At 52.2% G+C, this 21,397-nt stretch carries 23 protein-coding genes, 1 pseudogene and 1 other annotated feature; of the genes and pseudogenes, 1 reads left to right on the top strand and 23 read right to left on the bottom strand.

Features of this window, described 5'->3' with window-relative positions; all coding sequences use genetic code 11:
* From L691_RS29230 to L691_RS0117300, 19 genes and pseudogenes are all read right to left on the bottom strand, one after another.
* Positions 1–984 (bottom strand): annotated as a pseudogene (locus L691_RS29230) (DNA-directed RNA polymerase subunit beta); the annotation flags it as partial.
* Positions 985–1,410: 426 nt separating this feature from the next.
* On the bottom strand, positions 1,411–2,016 hold the full coding sequence (locus tag L691_RS0117220; RefSeq protein WP_025691669.1) for a class I SAM-dependent methyltransferase: 606 nt from the start codon (positions 2,014–2,016) through the stop codon (positions 1,411–1,413).
* Positions 2,017–2,148: 132 nt separating this feature from the next.
* Positions 2,149–2,511, bottom strand: coding sequence for a 50S ribosomal protein L7/L12 (rplL, locus tag L691_RS0117225; RefSeq protein ID WP_025691670.1), 363 nt, complete (start codon positions 2,509–2,511; stop codon positions 2,149–2,151).
* Positions 2,512–2,562: 51 nt separating this feature from the next.
* Positions 2,563–3,066, bottom strand: a complete 504-nt coding sequence (gene rplJ / locus L691_RS0117230; RefSeq protein ID WP_025691671.1) for a 50S ribosomal protein L10 — start codon at positions 3,064–3,066, stop codon at positions 2,563–2,565.
* Between the two features lie 61 nt (positions 3,067–3,127).
* Positions 3,128–3,277 (bottom strand) — a sequence feature (ribosomal protein L10 leader region).
* A 68-nt stretch (positions 3,278–3,345) separates the two neighbouring features.
* Positions 3,346–4,038, bottom strand: a complete 693-nt coding sequence (gene rplA, locus L691_RS0117235) for a 50S ribosomal protein L1 (protein ID WP_025691672.1) — start codon at positions 4,036–4,038, stop codon at positions 3,346–3,348.
* A gap of 84 nt (positions 4,039–4,122) precedes the next feature.
* On the bottom strand, positions 4,123–4,548 hold the full coding sequence (gene rplK, locus L691_RS0117240; protein ID WP_025691673.1) for a 50S ribosomal protein L11: 426 nt from the start codon (positions 4,546–4,548) through the stop codon (positions 4,123–4,125).
* Positions 4,549–4,617: 69 nt separating this feature from the next.
* Positions 4,618–5,151, bottom strand: coding sequence for a transcription termination/antitermination protein NusG (nusG, locus tag L691_RS0117245; RefSeq protein ID WP_025336689.1), 534 nt, complete (start codon positions 5,149–5,151; stop codon positions 4,618–4,620).
* Between the two features lie 21 nt (positions 5,152–5,172).
* Positions 5,173–5,364 (bottom strand): preprotein translocase subunit SecE, encoded by a 192-nt coding sequence (gene secE / locus L691_RS0117250; RefSeq protein WP_025691674.1) that lies wholly within the window; start codon positions 5,362–5,364, stop codon positions 5,173–5,175.
* Positions 5,365–5,385: 21 nt separating this feature from the next.
* Positions 5,386–5,535 (bottom strand): 50S ribosomal protein L33, encoded by a 150-nt coding sequence (rpmG, locus tag L691_RS31405; protein WP_081755001.1) that lies wholly within the window; start codon positions 5,533–5,535, stop codon positions 5,386–5,388.
* Between the two features lie 405 nt (positions 5,536–5,940).
* Positions 5,941–6,585 (bottom strand): RNA polymerase sporulation sigma factor SigH, encoded by a 645-nt coding sequence (sigH, locus tag L691_RS0117255; protein WP_025691675.1) that lies wholly within the window; start codon positions 6,583–6,585, stop codon positions 5,941–5,943.
* A gap of 164 nt (positions 6,586–6,749) precedes the next feature.
* Positions 6,750–7,271 (bottom strand): NYN domain-containing protein, encoded by a 522-nt coding sequence (locus L691_RS0117260; RefSeq protein ID WP_025691676.1) that lies wholly within the window; start codon positions 7,269–7,271, stop codon positions 6,750–6,752.
* Positions 7,272–7,273: 2 nt separating this feature from the next.
* Positions 7,274–8,038 carry a 23S rRNA (guanosine(2251)-2'-O)-methyltransferase RlmB gene (rlmB, locus tag L691_RS0117265; RefSeq protein ID WP_025691677.1) on the bottom strand — a complete coding sequence of 255 codons (765 nt, stop codon included), beginning with the start codon at positions 8,036–8,038 and terminating at the stop codon, positions 7,274–7,276.
* An 18-nt stretch (positions 8,039–8,056) separates the two neighbouring features.
* Positions 8,057–8,467 (bottom strand): Mini-ribonuclease 3, encoded by a 411-nt coding sequence (locus L691_RS0117270; RefSeq protein WP_025691678.1) that lies wholly within the window; start codon positions 8,465–8,467, stop codon positions 8,057–8,059.
* Positions 8,464–9,870 carry a cysteine--tRNA ligase gene (gene cysS, locus L691_RS0117275; protein ID WP_025691679.1) on the bottom strand — a complete coding sequence of 469 codons (1,407 nt, stop codon included), beginning with the start codon at positions 9,868–9,870 and terminating at the stop codon, positions 8,464–8,466. The genes L691_RS0117270 and cysS overlap by 4 nt, the downstream gene beginning before the upstream one ends.
* Before the next feature lie 53 nt (positions 9,871–9,923).
* On the bottom strand, positions 9,924–10,616 hold the full coding sequence (cysE, locus tag L691_RS0117280) for a serine O-acetyltransferase (RefSeq protein ID WP_025691680.1): 693 nt from the start codon (positions 10,614–10,616) through the stop codon (positions 9,924–9,926).
* Positions 10,617–11,106: 490 nt separating this feature from the next.
* A complete protein-coding gene (gene gltX / locus L691_RS0117285) occupies positions 11,107–12,570 on the bottom strand; it encodes a glutamate--tRNA ligase (protein WP_025691681.1) in 1,464 nt (487 codons plus the stop codon).
* Between the two features lie 51 nt (positions 12,571–12,621).
* The gene (gene ispF, locus L691_RS0117290) at positions 12,622–13,110 is read right to left on the bottom strand and encodes a 2-C-methyl-D-erythritol 2,4-cyclodiphosphate synthase (protein ID WP_025691682.1); all 489 of its coding nucleotides are present in this window, start codon (positions 13,108–13,110) and stop codon (positions 12,622–12,624) included.
* The gene (gene ispD / locus L691_RS0117295) at positions 13,107–13,805 is read right to left on the bottom strand and encodes a 2-C-methyl-D-erythritol 4-phosphate cytidylyltransferase (RefSeq protein WP_025691683.1); all 699 of its coding nucleotides are present in this window, start codon (positions 13,803–13,805) and stop codon (positions 13,107–13,109) included. The genes ispF and ispD overlap by 4 nt, the downstream gene beginning before the upstream one ends.
* A 310-nt stretch (positions 13,806–14,115) precedes the next feature.
* Positions 14,116–15,204: a PIN/TRAM domain-containing protein gene (locus L691_RS0117300; protein ID WP_025691684.1), complete on the bottom strand. Its 1,089-nt coding sequence runs from the start codon at positions 15,202–15,204 to the stop codon at positions 14,116–14,118.
* Positions 15,205–15,396: 192 nt separating this feature from the next.
* Between L691_RS0117300 and L691_RS0117305 the strand changes: the two genes are divergently transcribed.
* Positions 15,397–15,792, top strand: a complete 396-nt coding sequence (locus L691_RS0117305) for a nucleoside triphosphate pyrophosphohydrolase family protein (RefSeq protein WP_025691685.1) — start codon at positions 15,397–15,399, stop codon at positions 15,790–15,792.
* A 120-nt stretch (positions 15,793–15,912) separates the two neighbouring features.
* On the opposite strand, the gene pssA is transcribed toward L691_RS0117305, so the two are convergent.
* The 4 genes from pssA to L691_RS0117325 all read right to left on the bottom strand — a co-directional run.
* Positions 15,913–16,650 (bottom strand): CDP-diacylglycerol--serine O-phosphatidyltransferase, encoded by a 738-nt coding sequence (gene pssA, locus L691_RS0117310; RefSeq protein ID WP_025691686.1) that lies wholly within the window; start codon positions 16,648–16,650, stop codon positions 15,913–15,915.
* Between the two features lie 64 nt (positions 16,651–16,714).
* Positions 16,715–17,788, bottom strand: a complete 1,074-nt coding sequence (gene disA / locus L691_RS0117315; RefSeq protein ID WP_025691687.1) for a DNA integrity scanning diadenylate cyclase DisA — start codon at positions 17,786–17,788, stop codon at positions 16,715–16,717.
* 11 nt (positions 17,789–17,799) lie between these two features.
* A complete protein-coding gene (gene radA, locus L691_RS0117320) occupies positions 17,800–19,167 on the bottom strand; it encodes a DNA repair protein RadA (RefSeq protein WP_025691688.1) in 1,368 nt (455 codons plus the stop codon).
* 218 nt (positions 19,168–19,385) lie between these two features.
* A partial coding sequence (locus L691_RS0117325) for an ATP-dependent Clp protease ATP-binding subunit (RefSeq protein ID WP_025691689.1) occupies positions 19,386–21,397 on the bottom strand: 2,012 nt, incomplete at its 5' end.

The raw sequence follows: 21,397 nt of genomic DNA on the forward strand, positions 1-21,397 counted from the left end.
CTCGCCAGCCATATTTTTCTCGAAATACGGCAGCAGTTCGTCCAGCAAACGGCGATCTACCATCTGGCCGGTCTCGGCCAGGATTTCTCCAGTCGATTCATCCACCAAAGGCTGAGCCAGCCGCTGGTTAAAGAGACGATTCTTGATGTGCAGCTTTTTGTTGATTTTGTAGCGGCCCACATTTGCCAGGTCATAACGCTTAGGGTCGAAGAAACGCGCTACGAGCAAGCTCTTGGCGTTATCAAGCGTCGGCGGCTCGCCCGGACGAAGACGTTCGTAAATTTCGATGAGCGCCTTTTCCGTGGAGTCCGTATTGTCCTTGTCAAGGGTGTTCCGAATATATTCATCATTGCCAAGCAGTTCCAGAATTTCGGCGTCGCTGCCGAATCCGAGAGCACGCAGTAGCACAGTAACCGGAATTTTACGGGTACGGTCGATCCGGACATACATGATGTCCTTCGCGTCGGTCTCCAGCTCCAGCCAGGCTCCGCGGTTTGGAATAACTGTGGCCGTGTAGGTTTTTTTGCCGTTCTTATCCACTTTAGTGCTAAAGTAGACGCTAGGAGAGCGAACCAACTGGCTGACAATTACCCGTTCCGCACCGTTAATAATAAACGTACCGGTCTCCGTCATCAGCGGGAAATCCCCCATGAACACTTCCTGTTCCTTGACCTCGCCGGTCTCCTTGTTGATGAGCCGCACTTTCACCCGAAGAGGCGCTGCATACGTCACGTCACGCTCTTTGGCGTCGTCCACCGTATATTTCGGTTCGCCCAAGCTGTAATCAATGAACTCCAGCACCAAATTACCTGTGAAATCCTGGATCGGCGAGATGTCCTGGAACATTTCACGCAGTCCTTCCTCCAAAAACCAATCGTATGATTTTTGTTGGATTTCAATCAGGTTCGGGACCTCGAGTACCTCGTTAATTCTCGCATAGCTTCGCCGAGTGCGTCGACCATACTGAACAAGATGTCCTGCCAACTTTACTCACCCCTCATGTCTACTTACTTAAAAATTGATTGCGAACCCCTGTTTGTAACCGTATAATGGAACCAAGCGACAGAGATTCATCCCCCAAATAAAGAAAAGCCCTTATCGAAATCTTTCGAAAAAAGAGCGCATCTCTTCATGGGCGGTATTACTCCATAGTCAGTAGATTTGCCCAAAACGTACATATTATACGTTAGCCAGCGTGTGTTTATGCGTTGCGGCCCTCATCATCCCTCTCCCTCAAAGGAAAACGGCTGCTAATAGGCGTTTCCGCGCAAACTTGCCCTCGGCATGCGCCTGCCGTTGACAATGTTGACGCTTGACATTTCAGCAAACTAAAGACATGGAGCCTAGCTTAATACTGACATTTTATAATAATACCACTACCAACATCCCGTGTCAATAATGTCAGCCTATTTATTTAATGATTTTTTCGGCTTTCAAAATTCGGTATCCCTTGTCTTTCCCAATCTCCTGTACTTCTCCGAACAGACTCTCCAGCTTGGCCGCCGCCGAAGGCGCGCCCTGCTTCTTCTGAATAACGACCCAGAGTGCTCCGGTTTCATTCAAATGCTCATAGGCTTCTTCAAAAATACGATGGACCACCGATTTCCCCGCACGAATGGGAGGATTGGTTAGAATGACATCAAAGGTCTGTCCAGCCACTGCAGCCAGCACATCGCTTTCCATGATCTTCACATTTGAAATCCCATTCAGTTTCGCATTTTCGCGGGCCAGTTCAACTGCCCGGCTGTTAATATCAAGCATCGTCACGATTCCTTCGGGAGCCAGACGCGCTGCTGCAAGACCAATCGGCCCATAGCCGCAGCCCACATCAAGCACCGAAGATCCGTCTGGAATTTCCATGGCTTCAATCAGCGCCCGGCTGCCATAATCCACATCTCCTTTGGAGAACACGCCGGCATCGCTTGTAAATCGAAAAGTTGTACCCCTAAGCACTGCGCTAATAACGCGTCTGTCATGACGGGCTTCCGGCTGCTGCGAGTAATAATGCTGGGACATACCCATTCCTCCCTCTTCTGGATTGCTCAGTAACCACCTTAGATCATTGGCATACAGCAAACCCCTTGAACAAGTTCAAGGGGCTGCAATGGATGGGAGGAATCACTTCGCTCCCAAGGATGTTGCTTACAATTACTTCACTTCTACAGCTGCGCCTGCTTCTTCCAGCTTTGCTTTGACAGCATCTGCGTCTTCTTTGCTTACTTTTTCTTTGATCGGCTTCGGAGCGTTGTCTACCAGATCCTTGGCTTCTTTCAGACCCAGGCCAGTGATTTCGCGAACAACTTTGATTACGTTGATCTTGGAACCGCCAGCGCTTGTCAGGATTACGTCGAATTCAGTTTGTTCTGCTTCAGCAGCTACTGCTGCGCCGCCAGCAACTGCTACAGGAGCTGCTGCAGTTACGCCGAATTCTTCTTCGATTGCCTTAACCAGTTCGTTCAGTTCCAATACGCTCATGCCTTTGATTTCTTCCAAGATTGCTTCTTTACTCATGATTAAACCTCCAATTATATTGAAATTTTTAGATTGAAATTCCGGTTTGTGTTACGCGCTTTGCTCTTCTTTGTCGGCGACAGCTTTGACTGCCAGCGCGAAGTTGCGCATTGGTGCTTGAAGCACGCTAAGCAGCATGGACAGCAGTCCTTCGCGAGAAGGAAGTTCCGCCAGCGCTTTGATTTGATCCGCACCGATTACTTTACCTTCCACAACGCCGCCTTTCAGTTTCAAAGCGTCGTTCTTTTTGGCAAAATCATTCAAAATTTTGGCCGGTGCCACTGCATCATTCGCACTGAAGGCGATAGCTGTAGGACCTGTCAGAACTTCATCCAGTTCGGTCAGCTCAGCCGCAGCGGTTGCGCGGCGAAGCAGCGTGTTCTTAAGAACTTGGAATTCAACGCCCGCTTCGCGAAGCTGCTTGCGCAGTTCGGTTACTTGGGAAACGTTCAATCCGCGGTAGTCCGCAACAACAGTAGTGATGCTGTTTTGCAGTTTGCCGGTAACGACATCAACCGCTTCCTGTTTAGCTTCAATTACTTTAGCATTTGCCAATGATTACACCTCCTGATAATTTATACGGCGCGCTATTAACAAAAAGCTCCGCCGATCCTACGCAGGCATTAGAAAAGCCTCCGCAGATTCACGAAGGCTTGATAAAACGATAGGTATACGGAGCACCGTTTCCTTTGTTTCTATCATAACACCTCGGTAGGAAATTAAGCCTTGCGGCACCTACTGTCTACGGCAAGCATATTCAAAGTTAAGTAGAAGATCCTAACTCATCACAACTGTTATAGATTAACAAAGATTGTCCCGAGAGTCAATCCTCAATTATCTGTAAGCAGCCGTGCTTACACGAGCGCTTGGTCCCATAGTCGAAGATACGGCGATGCCTTTGAGGTATACCCCTTTGGCTGCAGCCGGTTTCGCACGGTTCAACGCATCGATAAGTGCTTTAAGGTTTTCGTTCAGTTGAGCAGCATCAAAAGACACTTTGCCGATCGGCGCATGAATTTGACCTGCTTTGTCCAGACGGTACTCGATTTTACCGGCTTTGATTTCTTGAACAGCCTTGGCAACATCGAATGTAACGGTGCCGGCTTTAGGGTTAGGCATAAGGCCTTTACCACCGAGCAGACGGCCCAGTTTACCGACTTCACTCATCATATCAGGTGTAGCTACGCAGACGTCGAACTCGAACCAGCCTTGTTGGATTTTGTTGATCATATCTTGATCGCCAACAAAATCAGCGCCAGCCGCTTCCGCTTCCTTCGCTTTGTCACCTTTAGCAAATACAAGCACGCGCTGGGTTTTGCCTGTGCCATGAGGCAGGACAACAACGCCACGAACGGCTTGGTCTTGTTTACGAGGGTCTACGCCCAGACGGACAGCCGCTTCAACGGTTTCGTCGAATTTGGCAGTTGCCGCCTTCTTCACAAGCTCAACGGCTTCCGAAGGCTCGTAAGTTGCTTCGCTGTCAATCAGCTTGGCAGCTTCCAGGTATTTCTTACCATGTTTAGCCATGAAAATGTTCCTCCTTTGTGGTATTAGCGGAATATCCTCCCACATAATGCGGTCCCCAGGAGACCGGTCTGCACGAAGTCGAAATTAGTCTTCGATCGTGATGCCCATGCTGCGGGCAGTTCCCTCAACCATACGCATAGCCGCTTCCACGGATGCAGCGTTCAGGTCGGGCATTTTTTGCTCAGCGATTTCACGCACTGCGGCGCGGTTCAGCTTGGCAACTTTTTTCTTGTTCGGTTCGCCGGAGCCTTTTTCTACTTTCGCAGCGATGCGGAGCAGAACAGCAGCCGGAGGAGTTTTAGTGATGAACGTAAAGGAACGATCCTCGAATACCGTGATTTCAACCGGGATAATCAGACCGGCTTGGTCGGCGGTACGGGCGTTGAATTCCTTACAGAATGCCATGATGTTGACACCTGCTTGACCAAGCGCCGGACCTACCGGAGGCGCAGGGTTCGCTTTCCCTGCAGGAATCTGCAGCTTCACCATTTTGATAACTTTTTTAGCCATGAGTGACACCTCCTTGACTTAAGTACTGGACTCGAACGGCAAGCCGTCCGTTCACAAGAAACCCTTGTGTTATATTTTCTCCACTTGAGTGAAATCCAACTCCAGCGGGGTTTCTCTTCCAAACATGTTGACATGAACCTTAATCTTGCTCTTGTCAGCCAAAATTTCTTCCACGGAGCCCACAAAATTCGCAAAAGGACCAACCATAATGCGTACGGATTCCTTGATTTCGAAATCGATCTTCGGTTTCGGCTCAACCATGCCCATATGCTTCAGAATTTGTTCTACCTCTTCCGGAAGCAATGCGGTTGGCTTGGAACCCGAACCCGTCGAACCTACGAACCCTGTAACGCCCGGCGTGTTGCGGACAACATACCAGGAATCATCCGTCTGAATCATTTCGACCAAAACATAACCGGGGTAAACTTTACGCATGACGGCCTTTTTCTTGCCATCCTTGTTTACCACTTCTTCTTCCATAGGAACAAGAACGCGGAATATTTTGTCTTCCATGCCCATGGACTCAACGCGCTTTTCCAAATTGGCTTTGACCTTGTTCTCATACCCGGAGTAGGTATGAACGACGTACCATCTTTTTTCCATATCAAGCCACCTGGGACCTCTCTAAATAATCGCTTCGATCACAGCGGAAATACCGATGTCCAGAACCCAGAAATAAAGCGCGACAACTACGATTGTACCTAGAACGATCAATGTATAGTTGGTTAGTTCTTTACGACTGGGCCATCGAACCTTCTTAAGTTCAGTCCAGCTCTCAGTGAAAAAGGAAAACAAAGACTTGAAACTGCGTTTCACGCCGACTACACCTCCAACAAACTATCTAGTTTCGCGATGAGGAGTTTGCGCGTTGCAAAACTTGCAAAACTTCTTCAACTCCATGCGGTCGGGATGATTACGCTTGTTTTTGGTCGTCGCGTAGTTTCTTTGTTTGCAACTTGTACAAGCCAAAGTGATAATTACCCGCATGCTGTGCACCTCCCGAAACGTTCTCTCGATTCGCAGAACCGAAAGACGCAAAAATTGATCCCATGAAAAAAACGGCTGACCGTTCTTTTCGTGGATGGCATCTCTTTTTCAAAATATAATCAAAGCTCCAGCCAAAAGCCTCAACTTTGTTTATATCCAAAAAAAGCCGCGAATTTGGGCCTACCTAAAACACTTTATCATAACGTCAAGCCCAATGTCAACGAAAATTCCCGCATTTCTGAAACAACTTGTCCAAGCGTGTCCGCATTCCTTATTCTCCAGCTTTCACTTGCATCCGCCGGTCTGATATCTAGTATTATATATTTCCGCCATAGTTAAACCATCCGACAGTTCTCCAATTAAAAAAAGACTCGTATACGAGCCTTTCCGGTTCATATTATATCACTAATTGTCACGCACTTCCAGATATCTTTCCAATTTCCGCTTTACCCGCTGCAGAGCGTTGTCAATCGACTTCACATGCCGCTTCAAATCCTCGGCGATTTCCTGATAGGATCGTCCATCAAGATAGAGCATCAGCACTTTACGTTCTAAATCGCTGAGAATTTCGGCCATCTTGTCCTCAAGTCCGATGAATTCCTCCTGATTGATAATCAGTTCCTCGGGATCCAGCACCTGTGAGCCGCAAATGACGTCCATCAGAGTACGATCCGAATCCTCATCATAAATCGGCTTGTCCAAAGAGACGTAGGAATTAAGCGGAATATGCTTCTGGCGTGTGGCCGTCTTGATGGCTGTAATGATCTGCCGGGTAATGCACAGCTCGGCAAACGCCTTGAACGAAGACAACTTGTCGCCCTTGAAATCACGAATTGCCTTATAAAGGCCGATCATGCCTTCCTGAACAATATCCTCGCGATCCGCTCCGATCAGAAAATAGGACCGGGCCTTTGCGCGCACAAAATTGCGGTATTTGTTAATCAGATGTTCCAACGCGCCACCGTCACCGCTTCGAAAAGCTTCAACGATGTCTTCGTCGCTTATGAATTCATACTCGGAAAGCACTAGTTCCTTGAGGTCGACACTCACCAAGAATCCCCCCGGCTGCAACGCAGGACGCATCGTTACTTCGTGAAATATACGAACAGTATATATTACGTTACCTTACACCGTCAATAACTGTTTAACCAAGTATTGATCATCAATAACATAAAATTACAGTTTTCCGGAGCTTCTCTAACATGTCCAGATACTTATTGTCTTCGCCAATCTTCCAGCCGGCTGCGTACTTCGGGCGGGAGCTTATCCTCAAGGGTATGCCGGGAGGAACGGGTATTTCGCGGTTCGATTGTTTTTTTGACCTCCCGCTGCATCTCCTCCACCTCAAGCCGAAGCTCCCTGGCCGAAACCCGCAGCGCTCCCTGCGCAAAAATGACATGCTGCTCGGTTGAATCGCTGGTGGCCACATAAATCTGCCGGCGGCGGTGGCTGTACTCTCCGACCAGCCGCTCAATGCATTCATCCGCCGTTTCTTTTTCCTTCGTGAAATAGACTTGAACCTTGCCCTGGACAAAAGAACGGCCGAGGCCTGGCACCCGATAGGCGTCAAACACGGCGATAACGCGACGCCCCGAATAGGCCTGATAATCGGCGAGCAAATCGAGAAGCCGGTCACGCGCTTCCTGCATGCCGGCCTGGGAAAGCGCAGCGAGCTCCGGCCAGCCGCCGATCATATTATATCCGTCCACCAGCAACACATCGCGCAGGTCTCTCATCGCTATTCCGGTCTGCGACGGCGCCGCAGCACCTCGTACATAATGACTCCCGCGGCTACGGAAGCATTAAGTGAGTTGATTCTACCAACCATCGGAAGCTTCAGCAGCATATCGCATTTTTCGCGGATCAGCCTGCCCATGCCCTTGCTCTCGTTCCCGATCACTACCGCAACCGGACCGGTAAAGATATCGGAGCCGAACAAATCCTGATCCGTATCGACATCCGTTCCGACAACCCAAATTCCAAGCTCTTTCAGCCGGTCGATTGTCTGCCCCAGATTCGTTACACGCGCAACGGGCACATATTCCACGGCACCAGCGGAAGTCCTCGATACCGTGGCTGTTATTTGCGCAGAACGCCGTTTGGGCACAATTACACCATGAACCCCGGTACAATCAGCGCTCCGGAGGATTGAACCCAGATTATGCGGATCTTCTATTTCGTCCAGAAGCAGCAGGAACGGAGGCTCTCCCTTGGCTTCGGCGGCGGCCAACAGATCCTCGACTTCCGCGTAGGCGTAAGGAGCGGCCTGGGCAACCACTCCCTGATGCTGTAATCCGGGAGCAAGCTGATCCAGCTTGCGCTTATCCACATGCTGGATAATGACGCCCGCTTGACGGGCTTCGGCCACGATGGGAGCCGTCAGCGCTTTTTGCGCGTTCTCCGCGATCCATATTTTATTAAGTGTCCGGCCTGCGCGCAGTGCTTCAAGCACCGAATGCTTGCCGGCCAATATTTCTTCGGTCTTATCGTAATCTTCAACCATAGTTGTATCCTCCCGGTTCTAACTTTCCATTTGCTGAATGCCCCTGTGTATCAATTCCTGCAGCCTTGCCTGCTGCCCGGTATAATACAGATAGCCGATCAGGCATTCGAAGGCCGTGGCGTAGCGGTACTCCAGCACATCGGCATTTTTCGGTATGGTGCCCGACTTGGCGTTGCGTCCCTGCCGAATAATGTCCTTCTCCTCATCCGTAAGCTCCGGTTCCAGCAAACTTAGAATCTTGCTCTGCGCTTTGGCCGACACGAACCCGGTCGCAGCGCGGTGAAGATGATTTGGGCGCAGGTTGGGACGAGAAATGAGATACTGCCGTATCGCCACCTCATAAATCGCGTCTCCAATGTACGCAAGCACAATAGGCGAAATTAGCTTAACCGGCTTGGAAGGCGAATAAGGAAACCAGCCTTCACTCATTTGCGCTTCCACCGCATTCCCTGCGGAGTGTCTTCAAGCACGATACCCATGCCGTTCAAAATATCGCGAATTTCATCGGCACGGCTCCAGTTCTTCGCTTTCCGCGCTTCCACGCGCTCCTCGATCAGCCGCTCTATTTCGTCGTCGGTACCCTCTTCTTCCGTTTCAGGAACAAGCCGAAGCACGGCGTTCATTTCTTCAAAAGCCTTCAGCAGCGCAGCCAGATCAGCCGCCGGCAGATTATTGTCCGCCATCGCCACATTGGCCGCGTTCACCCATTCAAATACAGCCGTGATTGCGTCCGGCGTATTGAAATCGTCCTGCATTTTTTCATGATACTGCTTCAAAATGGCTTCGAGCTTAGCCGCGAGCTCCGCACTCGGCTCCCCTGCGGTGTCGCCTTCTGCCAAATTCAGGCGGTACTTGACGTTTCCTGCGGCGCTTGCAATCCGTTCAACGCTTTTCTCCGCCGACTGCAGCGATTCTTCGCCGAAGTTCAGCGGGTTCCGGTAATGCGTCGAGAGCATGAAGTAGCGGATCGCCCCCGCTTTGTAACGGCTGAGGAAGTCTTTGACGAGCAGACCGTTGCCGAGTGATTTCGACATTTTTTCGTCGCCGATATTGAGAAACCCGTTATGCATCCAATAATTTGCCAGCGGCTTGCCGGTCAGCGCCTCGCTCTGTGCGCATTCGCATTCATGATGCGGAAAGGTCAAGTCCTGCCCGCCGCCGTGGATATCGATGGTGTCGCCCAGGAATTCGCGGGCCATGGCCGAGCACTCAATATGCCAGCCGGGGCGTCCATTTCCCCATGGGCTGTGCCAGAAGATCTCGCCCGGCTTCGCCGCTTTCCACAGCACGAAATCTTCAGGATTCTCCTTGCGTGAATCAACTTCGACGCGAATGCCGAACTGAAGCTCTTCCAGGTTTTGGCGAGACAGCTTGCCGTAGCTCTCGAATTTGGCGGTGCGGTAGAAGACATCCCCGCCGCTTTCGTAAGCATAGCCTTTATCCACCAATTCTTTGATAAATTCGATGATCAAATCCATACTCTGCGTCACGCGCGGATTACGGGTTGCCCGCCGCACGCCGAGTCCCTCGTTATCCTCCAAGAAAGCCTCAATGAACATTTCGGCCACTTCGGGCACAGTCATGTTCATCTCTTCGGCCTTGCGGATCAGTTTGTCGTCCACATCCGTAAAGTTGACCACATAATCGACCTCGTTGCCCAGCTGCTCAAGATAGCTGCGAACCATGTCGAATACGATGACCGGCCTCGCATTTCCGATATGGATGTATCCGTAAACGGTCGGACCGCATACATACATTTTAACTTTCCCCGGGACAAGTGGAATGAATTCTTCCTTGCTCCGTGATAACGTATTGTAAATAGTGAGCGCCATACTGCTCAATCCTTTCTCGCTCGGCCTTGTCAGGGCCGTCGCCAGTTGCCTGGTTAAATTTCGTAATCTCCGAAATACTGCTCGCTTTCCAGCCTGCGCTGCTCCGCCTTTTGCCCGTCTTCCCCGCCAATCTGCTGGCGCAGCTCTTCGATCTCCTTTTGCAGAAAACGCAAGGAATCGATGACCGGATCGGGCAGCTTCGTATGATCCAGTCTGTCACTTACCCGCTCTCCGTTGCGCTTCACGATGCGGCCGGGATTACCCACAACCGTACTGCTGTCCGGCACTTCCCGCAGCACGACCGAGTTCGAGCCGACGTTACAGTTGTCTCCAATTCGGAATGAGCCGAGCACTTTTGCACCGGAGCCAATAACCACATTATTGCCAACAGTTGGATGGCGCTTCCCTTTCTCTTTACCCGTTCCCCCCAGTGTGACCCCCTGGTAGATGATAACATCGTCGCCAATTTCACAGGTTTCTCCAATAACCACGCCCATGCCGTGATCGATGAACAATCTTTTGCCTATACGCGCGCCGGGATGAATCTCGATTCCTGTCATAAACCGGCTGAATTGCGACACCATACGCGCCACTGTAAACCATTCGCGTCTGTATAAGCGATGGGCAATCCGGTGAGCCCAGATTGCATGCAGACCGGCATAAGTAAAGAAGACCTCGAACCGGCTGCGGGCCGCAGGATCATTGTCAAGCACCACCTGAATGTCCGCTTTGATATGCTCAAGCATCGCGGTTCCCCCTCCATGCTTCCTCGCCTCCTGTTGTCAGGCTGAGCGAAGAAGATAATCCGCTACTTCTGTGATCTCTATAAGCGGCCGCTGCTGTCTCTTATATTTCAACAAAAAACGCCCCTGCAGCATAAAGCTGCAGAGACGTCGTCGCGCGGTCCCACTCTGCTTGGACAATGACTCCCGCCTAAAAAACGGCAGATTCCTTGTCCCCCTTGGCATCCGTAACGGTGATGTCTCCGGCGCGGCCTAATGGTGCCTACTACTACGAGCAACCCCTCAACCGCACAGCTCACAGGCGCATTTTCCACGGTGTGCCATGAATAACTTCCAGCCTGAAAAGGCAGGCCTTTTCGCGGTTATTCTCTCTGTAAATGGCTATATTATACGTGTACTTCTCCTGATCGCAGCTTTTTCGATTATTTTCTATTCTTTATCTTAGCGAAAAGCGCAAGGACTGACAAGAGGATTTGCCTATTCCCCAGGACTTTTAGGCTCCTTTTATCTGCGCATTGAGGCGATCGATGACACGGCTGCGCCCGATGAGGGCAATGGTCGCATTGAGGTCGCGTCCGTGCGTCTGCCCGGTTACAGCGACACGGATCGGCATAAACAGCGCTTTGCCCTTGTTCCCCGTCTCTTTCTGCACTTCCTTAATTAATGCCCCGATTGCCGCCGGCGTAAACTCCGAGGCCGCTTCAATCTTCGTCAAAAAGGCAGAGAGCACTGCCGGAACTTGGCTTTCCGAAAGGATTGACGCCGCTTCCGCATCCAGTTCCAGATGGGTACGGAAGAAAATTTCCGACAGATCGACAATATCCGAAGCCGCCACCATCTGCTCCTGATAAAGAGCGACCAGGCTTTCCGCCCAAGCGCGCTGCTCATCACTGAGCTCCGCAGGCAGTCTTCCAGCCTTTTGCAAATGAGGGATCGCCAGATCGGCAATCCGCTGCGGATCGGCATGCTTGATATAGTGATTGTTCAAATGCGCCAGCTTGTTCGTATCGAATACAGCCGGACTCTTGGACAGGCGGTCGGCATTAAAAATAGAGATCAGCTCTTCTTTGCTGAAAATCTCTTCCTCCCCTTCCGGCGACCAGCCCAGCAGCGCAATAAAGTTGAACAGCGCTTCCGGCAGGTAACCCAGATCCTCGTACTGCGAGATGAACTGGATAATCGATTCATTACGCTTGCTGAGCTTCTTGTGGTCTTCGCCGACAATCAGGGTCATATGGCCGAACAACGGCGCTTCCCAGCCAAGGGCCTCATATATCATAAGCTGACGGGGAGTGTTGGAGATATGATCTTCCCCGCGCAGCACATGGGTAATCTTCATTAAATGGTCATCAACGGCCACCGCGAAGTTATACGTTGGAATTCCGTCTCTTTTCACAATGACAAAATCGCCCATTTCCGTTGTCTGGAAGGAGATAGGACCCTTGACGATGTCATTAAAGGAATAGGTCCGGTCTTCCGGAACACGGAACCGGATGCTTGCGACGCGGCCTTCCCGTTCATAAGCGGCGCGCTGCTCATCGGTCAGGTTGCGGTGCTTCCCGGAATAGCGCGGCGTCTCTCCCCGGGCAAGCTGCTGCTCGCGCTCCGCTTCCAGTTCTTCCTCCGTGCAGAAGCAGCGGTATGCGAGCCCGCGGTCAATAAGATCCTGCCAGTATACACGGTACAGATCGAGCCGTTCCGTCTGGCGGTATGGGCCGTATTCGCCGCCGACGTCTGTGCTCTCATCCCAATCAATGCCCAGCCATTTCAAATATTTCAGCTGGCTTTCTTCTCCGCCGGCGATGTTGCGCTTCGCGTCCGTATCTTCGATCCGGATAATGAATTTGCCGCCTTGGTTCCGGGCGTATAAATAATTGAATAAAGCCGTTCTGGCATTGCCGATATGTAAATGTCCCGTAGGGCTTGGCGCGTACCGCACCCGGACTTGATCTCCCATTTTAGTTCCTCCGCTCTTTGATTTCGTTGATTCGCTCCACTTGCAGTCATCTCATGATGATAGCACATTTTGGAGCAGGCAGACAATAGATTGAGCCGCAATGCCCTCGCCTCGTCCGGTGAAGCCAAGCTGCTCCGTTGTGGTCGCCTTTACGTTGACCTGAGACGGCTCCGCCTCCAGCGCCCGGGCGATAATTTCCTTCATTTGCGGAATATAGGGCGCCATCTTCGGCTTCTGGGCGATAATCGTGGAATCGATATTTCCCAGACGGTAGCCGCGCTCCTTGGCCAGCCCCCAGACATGCTCCAGCAGCTTCAGGCTGTCCGCATCCTTGAAGGCGGGGTCCGTGTCGGGAAAATGCCGGCCGATATCGCCGAGCCCCAAGGCGCCTAGAATGGCGTCGCTGACCGCGTGCAGCAGCACATCGGCGTCCGAATGGCCCAGCAGCCCCTTCTCATACGGAATCGTTACTCCTCCTATGATGCACGGCCGTCCTTCGACCAGCTGATGCACGTCAAACCCTTGTCCTACAGCGATCATGCTTGTCCCTCTCTCCTCATGGTTACTGTAAATTCCGCATACTCCAAATCATCGGGTGTTGTAATTTTAATATTGCTGTAGCTTCCTTCCACTACGGCAACCGGTATCCCGGCCCGCTCGGCCAGGCTGGAATCGTCAGTGCCGACAAAACCTTCCTTGTCCGCCGCTTCATAGGCCGCCCGAAGCTGTGACAGACGAAAAGTCTGCGGGGTCTGGATCGCCCACAGACTGCGCCGGTCCGGCGTGGAGAGCACTCTCCCCCGCCCGTCTACCTGCTTAATCGTATCCTTGACCGGAACGGCAAGGACGGACGCGCCGGTCCGCCCCGCTTCTTCATAGCAGGCATCTATATCAGAAGGACGCACAAACGGCCGCACGCCGTCATGGACCATCACCCATTCCGTACTTAGCCGTTCCAGTCCCCGGTATACGGAATGCTGACGCTCGGCACCGCCGGCTACGATGTCTTTTACTTTGCTCAGACCGTACTCCTCGCTCCATTTCCGGCAGCGTTCCATATCCTCCGCTCCGGTAACAAGCACGATCTCCGAGATCCGTTCGTGCTGCTGGAACACTTCCAGCGTATGTACGACGATCGGCTTGCCCTGCAGCAGCAGATACTGCTTGCTTTCTTCCGTTCCCATTCGCGTTCCCCTGCCTGCCGCCACAACGACGACGCCGACACTGTTTGCCATTCTTGTAAGCTCCTGTCTTTAACCCGAGTCCCCCGCATCGTGCATCCCTAATACATTCAGCAATAACACTTATCTGACGGGTAATTTCACGTATACCCCCATCATAGCGTGTTTGTCCGGCTTTTCCAAGCCTGGCGGCTTTTGCAGAAGGCTTTCTCCTACATAGAGAAAGACGGGACAAACGCCAGAAGAAGAATCGGTTCCCCCAGTGAGTTCGTCAGAGGAAGGGGAAGCGTCCCAAGAATAGTGTGCTGCGCAAGACGAACAAAAAGAAGGCGCTCAAACGGCTCCCCGTTTGAACGCCCCGGCGCTACTGTGCTTTTTCCAGAAGCTTCGGCTTCGCAAAAATCATCCGCCCCGCCGACGTCTGCAGCACGCTGGTCACAAGCACTTCCATCGTGCTGCCGATAAATTCGCGGCCGCCTTCCACGACAATCATGGTACCGTCATCCAGATAGGCGACCCCTTGCCCGTGCTCCTTGCCGTCCTTGATTACCTGAACGATGATCTCCTCGCCCGGCAGCACCACCGGCTTCACCGCGTTGGCCAGGTCATTGATATTCAGCACAGAGACGCCTTGCAGCTCGCATACCTTATTTAAATTGAAATCATTGGTTACGACTTTGCCATGCAGCACCTTCGCCAGCTTCACCAGCTTGCTGTCCACCTCGGAGATTTCCTCGAAATCCCCCTCGTATATCAGCACCTTAACGTCCAGCTCTTTTTGTATTTTATTGAGAATGTCCAGACCCCGGCGGCCCCGGTTGCGCTTGAGCAGATCGGATGAGTCGGCAATATGCTGCAGCTCCTCCAGCACAAATTCGGGGATGACAATGGTTCCCTCAATGAATCCCGTCTTGCAAATATCCGCAATCCGTCCGTCGATGATGACGCTGGTATCGAGAATTTTATGTTCCTCCGGTCCTGGGGCTTCCGGCTCCGCAGCTGGGCCAAACCTTCCGGTTGCCCAGAGCGCCGCCAGCTCCCTCTTCTTCTCAAGACCTATTCGCAGCCCCAAATATCCCAAGCCAGCCGTAACAGGCACCTGAAGGAGCTCGCCTGCTTTGCCCAGCCATGTCATGCAGGGATAAAGCAGCAGCGCCAGCAGCAATCCCCCCAGTACTCCCGCCGTTCCGGCAGCCAATTCATCCATCGGCTTCTGAGAACAGTACCGAACCGCCTTCCGCAGTCTTGCCTCCGCCCAATCTGCGCATAACGCCACCGCGAACAAAAAAATAATGGCACCCAGCACCGCAAACAAAAGACTTCCTTCAATCGGCAGGCTGTTTCCCAGCCTGTTCATGCCTTCCGGAAAATCCCGCTCTGCGGCATGATACAGCGAGTAGCCCGAAAAGCCTCCGCATAGTGCGGCAAATAATAAAATCCATTTTTTCCACATCGTTTACGCACCTCCCTTAATCTCACGCCTATCCCCCAGTATGTTCCAATTTTCGGGAAGGTAATCGTGGGAGGCCCATTTTTTTATGAAAGATGGAAAAAGCCGCTGCTCGATTTGTGGCTTAATGCCCGTTGAAAAAGAGCTTTTGTGTATCATATAATGAACTCAATTAAGAAACGGAGGGAATGGCTAATGAGCGCACCGAGTTTACAGGCTTTTCAAGACCAAGTCTCCGAACTGTTGCTAAGACACCGCAGTCTTCTGGATGTGCTGTCCAAGAACGGTCAAAGCAGCGCATCAGTCAACCGCGCCGTCGTCAAGGCGATAACGGAATGCGGCTGTATCGAGCTTCATGCCACCAAGCAGGTGTTTGAATCCGGGGACAGCCTGGAAAAAGCGAAGGAAAACGCAGGCACTCATGTTAAGGGAGAATTGTGCGAGAACTGCCGTGAGGTCATCGGCTCCGAGCTTGGCCGGGAGCTGTTCTATATGTCGGCACTGTGCAATTTGCTTGGGATCAATATGGACGAGGTCGTCGTGAAGGAATCACAAAAATGCGCAACCCTCGGACTGTTCAATTTGTCGTAGAAGCCAGATCTGCCATCCAATCTTCCGTATCGCATGCGATCCACCGTAACATAAATAAAAGAGCCGGTTGCCACACCTTTTAAGCGTGGAACCGGCTCTTTGATTATTAGAATCGGAAATTCACCCATTCTTGGAGTGATAAGCCTTGTCATCCGAGCGTCTTCTGTTGCGGCGACGGCGTCTGGCCGCCAGTCTGTCAACATTCTGCTTAAAGCCATACAAGGCGTACAGTGCCAGCAGGACAAAGATCATTTTAGAAATCTGGTCCGGAAATACTACAGCGACTGCTACAGCAATGATAACGACGATCGGTGCGCCGATGACCGCTTTTCTGGGCAGCCCGACTTTTTTAAAATTCGGATACTTCACCGTACTGACCATCAGGTAGGACAGCAACAGCGCAGCGATAACCATGAAAACCGGAGGCACATCCTTATGGAACAGGGACAGCGTCGCGAGTACCCCTCCGGCTGCCGGGATCGGCAGGCCAATGAAATAACCGGGAACACCCGGGTGGACATTGAAGCGGGCCAAACGCAGCGCGCCGAACATCGGAAAAATAGCGGTAACCGACCAAGCCAACGCATTATGCAAATCGTGCAGACTTGTCACGTACATTATAAGAGCGGGTGCGACACCAAAGGAAACGACATCCGACAATGAGTCCAGCTCTTTACCGAATTCGCTTTCCGCGCCAAGAGCCCGGGCTACACGGCCGTCCAGGCAATCGGCAAGCATCGCGATAATGACCATAATTGCCGCCATACCGATTTTACCGTTGAGCGCCATCATGATCCCGAACATTCCGAGCAATAAATTGCCCAAAGTGAATAGACTCGGAATTGATTTTTGTATCATTTCGTCACCCCCTATATTATTCGGTAAGGTCTTAAGTTTCTAACAATACGTGATTGTATGTTATTTACATTTGTCTGTCAATAAGAACTTGTTTTTGCAGCCGTTTTAATCCGTCCTGAATTCCCCGCGCCCGCGCCTCTCCGATTCCATCCACCTCATCCAGTTCCGCTATGCTCGCCATCATGAGATTGGGCAGTATTTCGAAGCGTTCCACCAGATTACGGATAATGACATTCGGCAGCCGGGGAATTTTGTTAAGCAGCCGGTAGCCGCGCGGTGTGACCGACTCTTCGGCAGAGACGGAGGTAGACGAGAAACCGAGCAGCCGGGCGATATGATTGTCGTCCATCAGCTCGTCGTTACTTGCTCGCTTCAGTCCGGCGATAATTTCGCGGATTTTGTCTTCTTCCTCTTCCCTTGCATAATCTCTGTACAGAAGCCACGCCTCTACTTCGGTATTTCCGACCAGTTCTTCCATCTGCATGCTGATCAGGCGTCCTTCGTTGCCCAGCTCGGTGATATAGCGCTTGATCTCCATCTTGATGCGGAGCACCATTTCCACACGCTGAATGACACCAACTACTTCAGGCACGGTAACAATGCCTTCGTACTCAGAGGCCGAGAGGTTCGTCAGCGACTGGGTGAGGACGGCTCTATACTTCTCCAAGGTCTGAATCGCTTGGTTGGCTTTGGTCAGAATGACACCGATATCTTTAAGCGCATATCGGATAGAGCCTTGATAGAGCGTGATGATGTTGCGCCGCTGGGAAATGGATACGACCAGCTTGCCTGTCTGTTTCGCAACCCGTTCAGCCGTCCTGTGGCGGATTCCCGTCTCGATTGAGTTAATCGAGGGGTCGGGAATCAATTGAGTGTTGGCATATAGTATGCGTTTTAGATCTTCGCTCAGAATAATCGCGCCGTCCATCTTGGCTAATTCATACAAATAATTGGGCGAAAAATCACAGTTGATGGAAAATCCCCCATCCACCACCTCCATCACCTCGGGACTGTAGCCGACGACAATCAGCGCGCCTGTCTTGGCCCGCAGCACATTTTCCAGCCCTTCCCGAAAGGATGTGCCCGGTGCGGCTAGCCTGAGCAGATCGTTCATATTTTCAAGTTGATAATCTTTCATTCTTCTGCCCCCTAATTTAATGCGACCGCTAATGCGTCTGCTACGGTACTTACCCCGATAATCTGTATATCTTTCGGATGCTTCCAGCCTTTCAGGCTCTTCTCGGGCATAATAACCCGGCGGAACCCCAGCTTGGCGGCTTCCTTGACGCGCGTCTCCGCGCGCGAGACGCCTCTGACTTCCCCCGTAAGCCCCACTTCGCCGAAGAATACGTCGTACGGCTGGGTTGGGATATCCCGGAAGCTCGAAGCAATACTGACCGCGACTGCCAGATCAATGGCCGGCTCATCCAGCTTAACCCCGCCCGCAACATTAAGATAGGCATCCTGGTTCTGCAGAAACATGCCCATCCGCTTCTCCAGCACAGCGATAATAAGCGCCATCCTTTGGTTATCCAGTCCGGTTGACATCCTCCTCGGAGAGGGGAAATGCGTGGCGGCGACAAGTGCCTGCAGTTCCACCAGTACCGGGCGCGTGCCCTCCATGCTGGCTACAACTGTGGAGCCCGCTACGCCAAGGGGCCGCTCGGAAAGGAACAGCTCAGACGGATTGCCAACCTCGGACAGGCCGATTTCGCCCATTTCAAAAATGCCGATTTCATTCGTCGAGCCGAAACGGTTCTTGACGGCCCGCAGCAGCCGGTACGTATGATGGCGCTCACCTTCGAAATACAGCACGCAGTCCACCATATGCTCCAGCATCCGGGGTCCCGCGATTGCGCCTTCCTTCGTAACATGCCCGACCAGTACGGTTGCAATGCCGCGAATTTTGGCGATTCGCATAAATCTTGTCGTACATTCGCGAACCTGCGACACGCTCCCCGGCGCGCTTGTCACTTCCGGCAGAAACACCGTCTGGATGGAGTCGATGACCAGAAAATTAGGCTGAATCGCCTCAATCGCTTCCTCAATCGCCTCCATATTGGTCTCACAGAGTACATACAGCTCGGATGACAGGGCTCCGAGCCGGTCCGCCCGCAGCCTCGTCTGACGGACCGATTCTTCTCCTGAAATGTACAGCACGCGCAATCCCTGCGTGGTCAGCGCATGGGAGGTCTGCAGCAGCAGCGTCGATTTCCCTATGCCCGGGTCGCCTCCAACAAGCACCAGTGAGCCCGGCACAATCCCTCCGCCAAGCACCCGGTTAAGTTCTCCGATGCCGGTCAATATGCGGGGTTCCTGATCGCTTTCTATATTTATGATGGATTGGGGCTTTTCTTTACTATGAAAAACAGGAGTGCTCATTCCCTGAGTTTTGACTACGCTTTCCGTTTCCTCTACCATGCTATTCCAAGACTGACATCCCGGGCATTTCCCGAGCCATTTCGGAGACTCATACCCGCATTCAGTGCAGTAAAATTTTGTTTTTGTCTTTGCCATAATTTCTCCTTCGAACCGTTTAACCATACCGCCGCTTCTTCAAATCGCGGATATTTCCCTGTCAATCAAAGTTTACCATTTAAGGGCGGGGAACGAAAGAGCATTCAGGAAAAGGGCGAAGCATTATATCCATCTATGCCAAAAAAGAGAGCCTGCTTCCGAATAAGGAAGCGGCTCTCCTTCTGTAATTATCCATGCCTATTCTTTAGGCTTGTAGCTTATTCTCCGTCCTTCTCCAGCGATACCGGCTCTTTCTTGCGCACAGTCAGTTCGCCGTTCTCTTCATCAATCTTCAGCAAATCGCCCTTGGCAATATTGCCTTTCAGCATCTCTTCGGACAGACGGTCCTCAATATGCTTCTGGATTGCGCGGCGCAGCGGACGCGCACCGAAGGCCGGATCAAATCCTTCTTTCGCCAGGAAAGCTTTCGCATTGTCCGTCAGTTCGAAATCGACGGCGTATTCACGCAGCCGCTTGCGCAGCTCTTCGGACATCAGCGTAACGATCTCGGCGATGTGCTTCTCTTCCAGCGAGTGGAATACGATGATCTCGTCGATCCGGTTGAGGAACTCCGGACGGAAGCTCTTCTTCAGCTCATCCATGACCTTGCCCTTCATGCTCGAGTACTCGGCGCCGGCATCCTGCACCGCCGTAAATCCAAGCGTGGAGTTGCGCTTGATCGCTTGAGCACCAACGTTCGAGGTCAAAATGATCAGTGTATTGCGGAAATCAACAACGCGGCCTTTGGAATCGGTCAAGCGGCCGTCTTCCAGCACCTGCAGCAGGATGTTGAATACTTCAGGGTGCGCCTTCTCAATTTCATCGAGCAGAACTACCGAGTACGGCTTGCGGCGTACTTTCTCGGTAAGCTGTCCGCCCTCTTCGTAGCCTACATATCCCGGAGGCGCCCCTACAAGGCGGGAAGTGGAGTGTTTCTCCATGTACTCCGACATATCGATACGGATAACGGCATTCTCGTCTCCGAACATTGCCTCGGCAAGCGCACGCGCAAGTTCCGTCTTACCAACCCCAGTCGGGCCGAGGAAGATAAAAGAGCCCATCGGACGCTTCGGATCTTTCAGACCCGCGCGAGCCCGGCGGATGGCCCGGCTGACCGCTTTGACGGCTTCATCCTGGCCGATAACACGATCATGCAGCAGGGCTTCCATATTAAGCAGGCGTTCCGTCTCTTCTTCTTTCAGCTTATTAACCGGAATGCCGGTCCAGCTGGCCACCACTTGAGCGATATCCTCAGGGGTAACCTCGGAATCGGTACGGCCTTGTTTTTCTTTCCATTGATTCTTCGTCGTATCAAGCTCTTCACGGATTTTTTGCTCCGTATCACGAAGAGCGGCCGCTTTTTCGAACTCCTGGCTTTGCACAGCGGCGTCTTTCTCCTTGCGGATATCGTCCAGCCGGGTTTCCAGCTCTTTCAAATTCGGCGGAATCGTGTAAGAGTTCAGCCTTACTTTAGAGCCCGCTTCATCAATAAGGTCGATCGCCTTGTCCGGCAGGAAGCGGTCGGTGATATAGCGGTCGGACAGCTTCACAGCTTGAACGATCGCCTCATCCGTAATTTTTACACGGTGATGCGCTTCATAGCGGTCACGCAGACCGTAAAGGATTTGAACGGCTTCGTCCGGAGTAGGCTGATCCACCGTGATCGGTTGGAAGCGACGCTCTAGAGCCGCATCCTTCTCGATGTACTTGCGGTACTCATCCAGCGTTGTCGCGCCGATGCATTGCAGCTCGCCGCGGGCCAGCGCAGGTTTCAGAATGTTGGAGGCGTCAATGGCGCCCTCAGCCCCGCCTGCACCGATCAGCGTATGCAACTCATCGATGAAGAGTACAATGTTGCCCGCCTGACGAATTTCATCCATGATCTTTTTGAGACGATCTTCGAATTCACCGCGATATTTGGTGCCGGCAACGACCGAACCCATATCCAGCGTCATTACACGCTTGTCGCGCAGTGTTTCGGGAATCTCGTTATTGATAATCTTTTGCGCCAAGCCTTCGGCGATTGCCGTTTTACCTACCCCTGGCTCACCGATCAGCACCGGATTGTTCTTGGTCCGGCGGCTCAGCACCTGAATGACGCGTTCAATTTCTTTGCTTCGCCCGATAACCGGGTCAAGATGTCCGTCTTTGGCATAAGCCGTCAGGTCGCGGGCCAATCCGTCAAGCGTCGGTGTGCTGACATTGGATGGGCCGCCGCTGTGGCTCCGAG

The organism is Paenibacillus zanthoxyli JH29, from assembly GCF_000520715.1.
GTDB classification, from domain to species: domain Bacteria; phylum Bacillota; class Bacilli; order Paenibacillales; family Paenibacillaceae; genus Paenibacillus_AQ; species Paenibacillus_AQ zanthoxyli.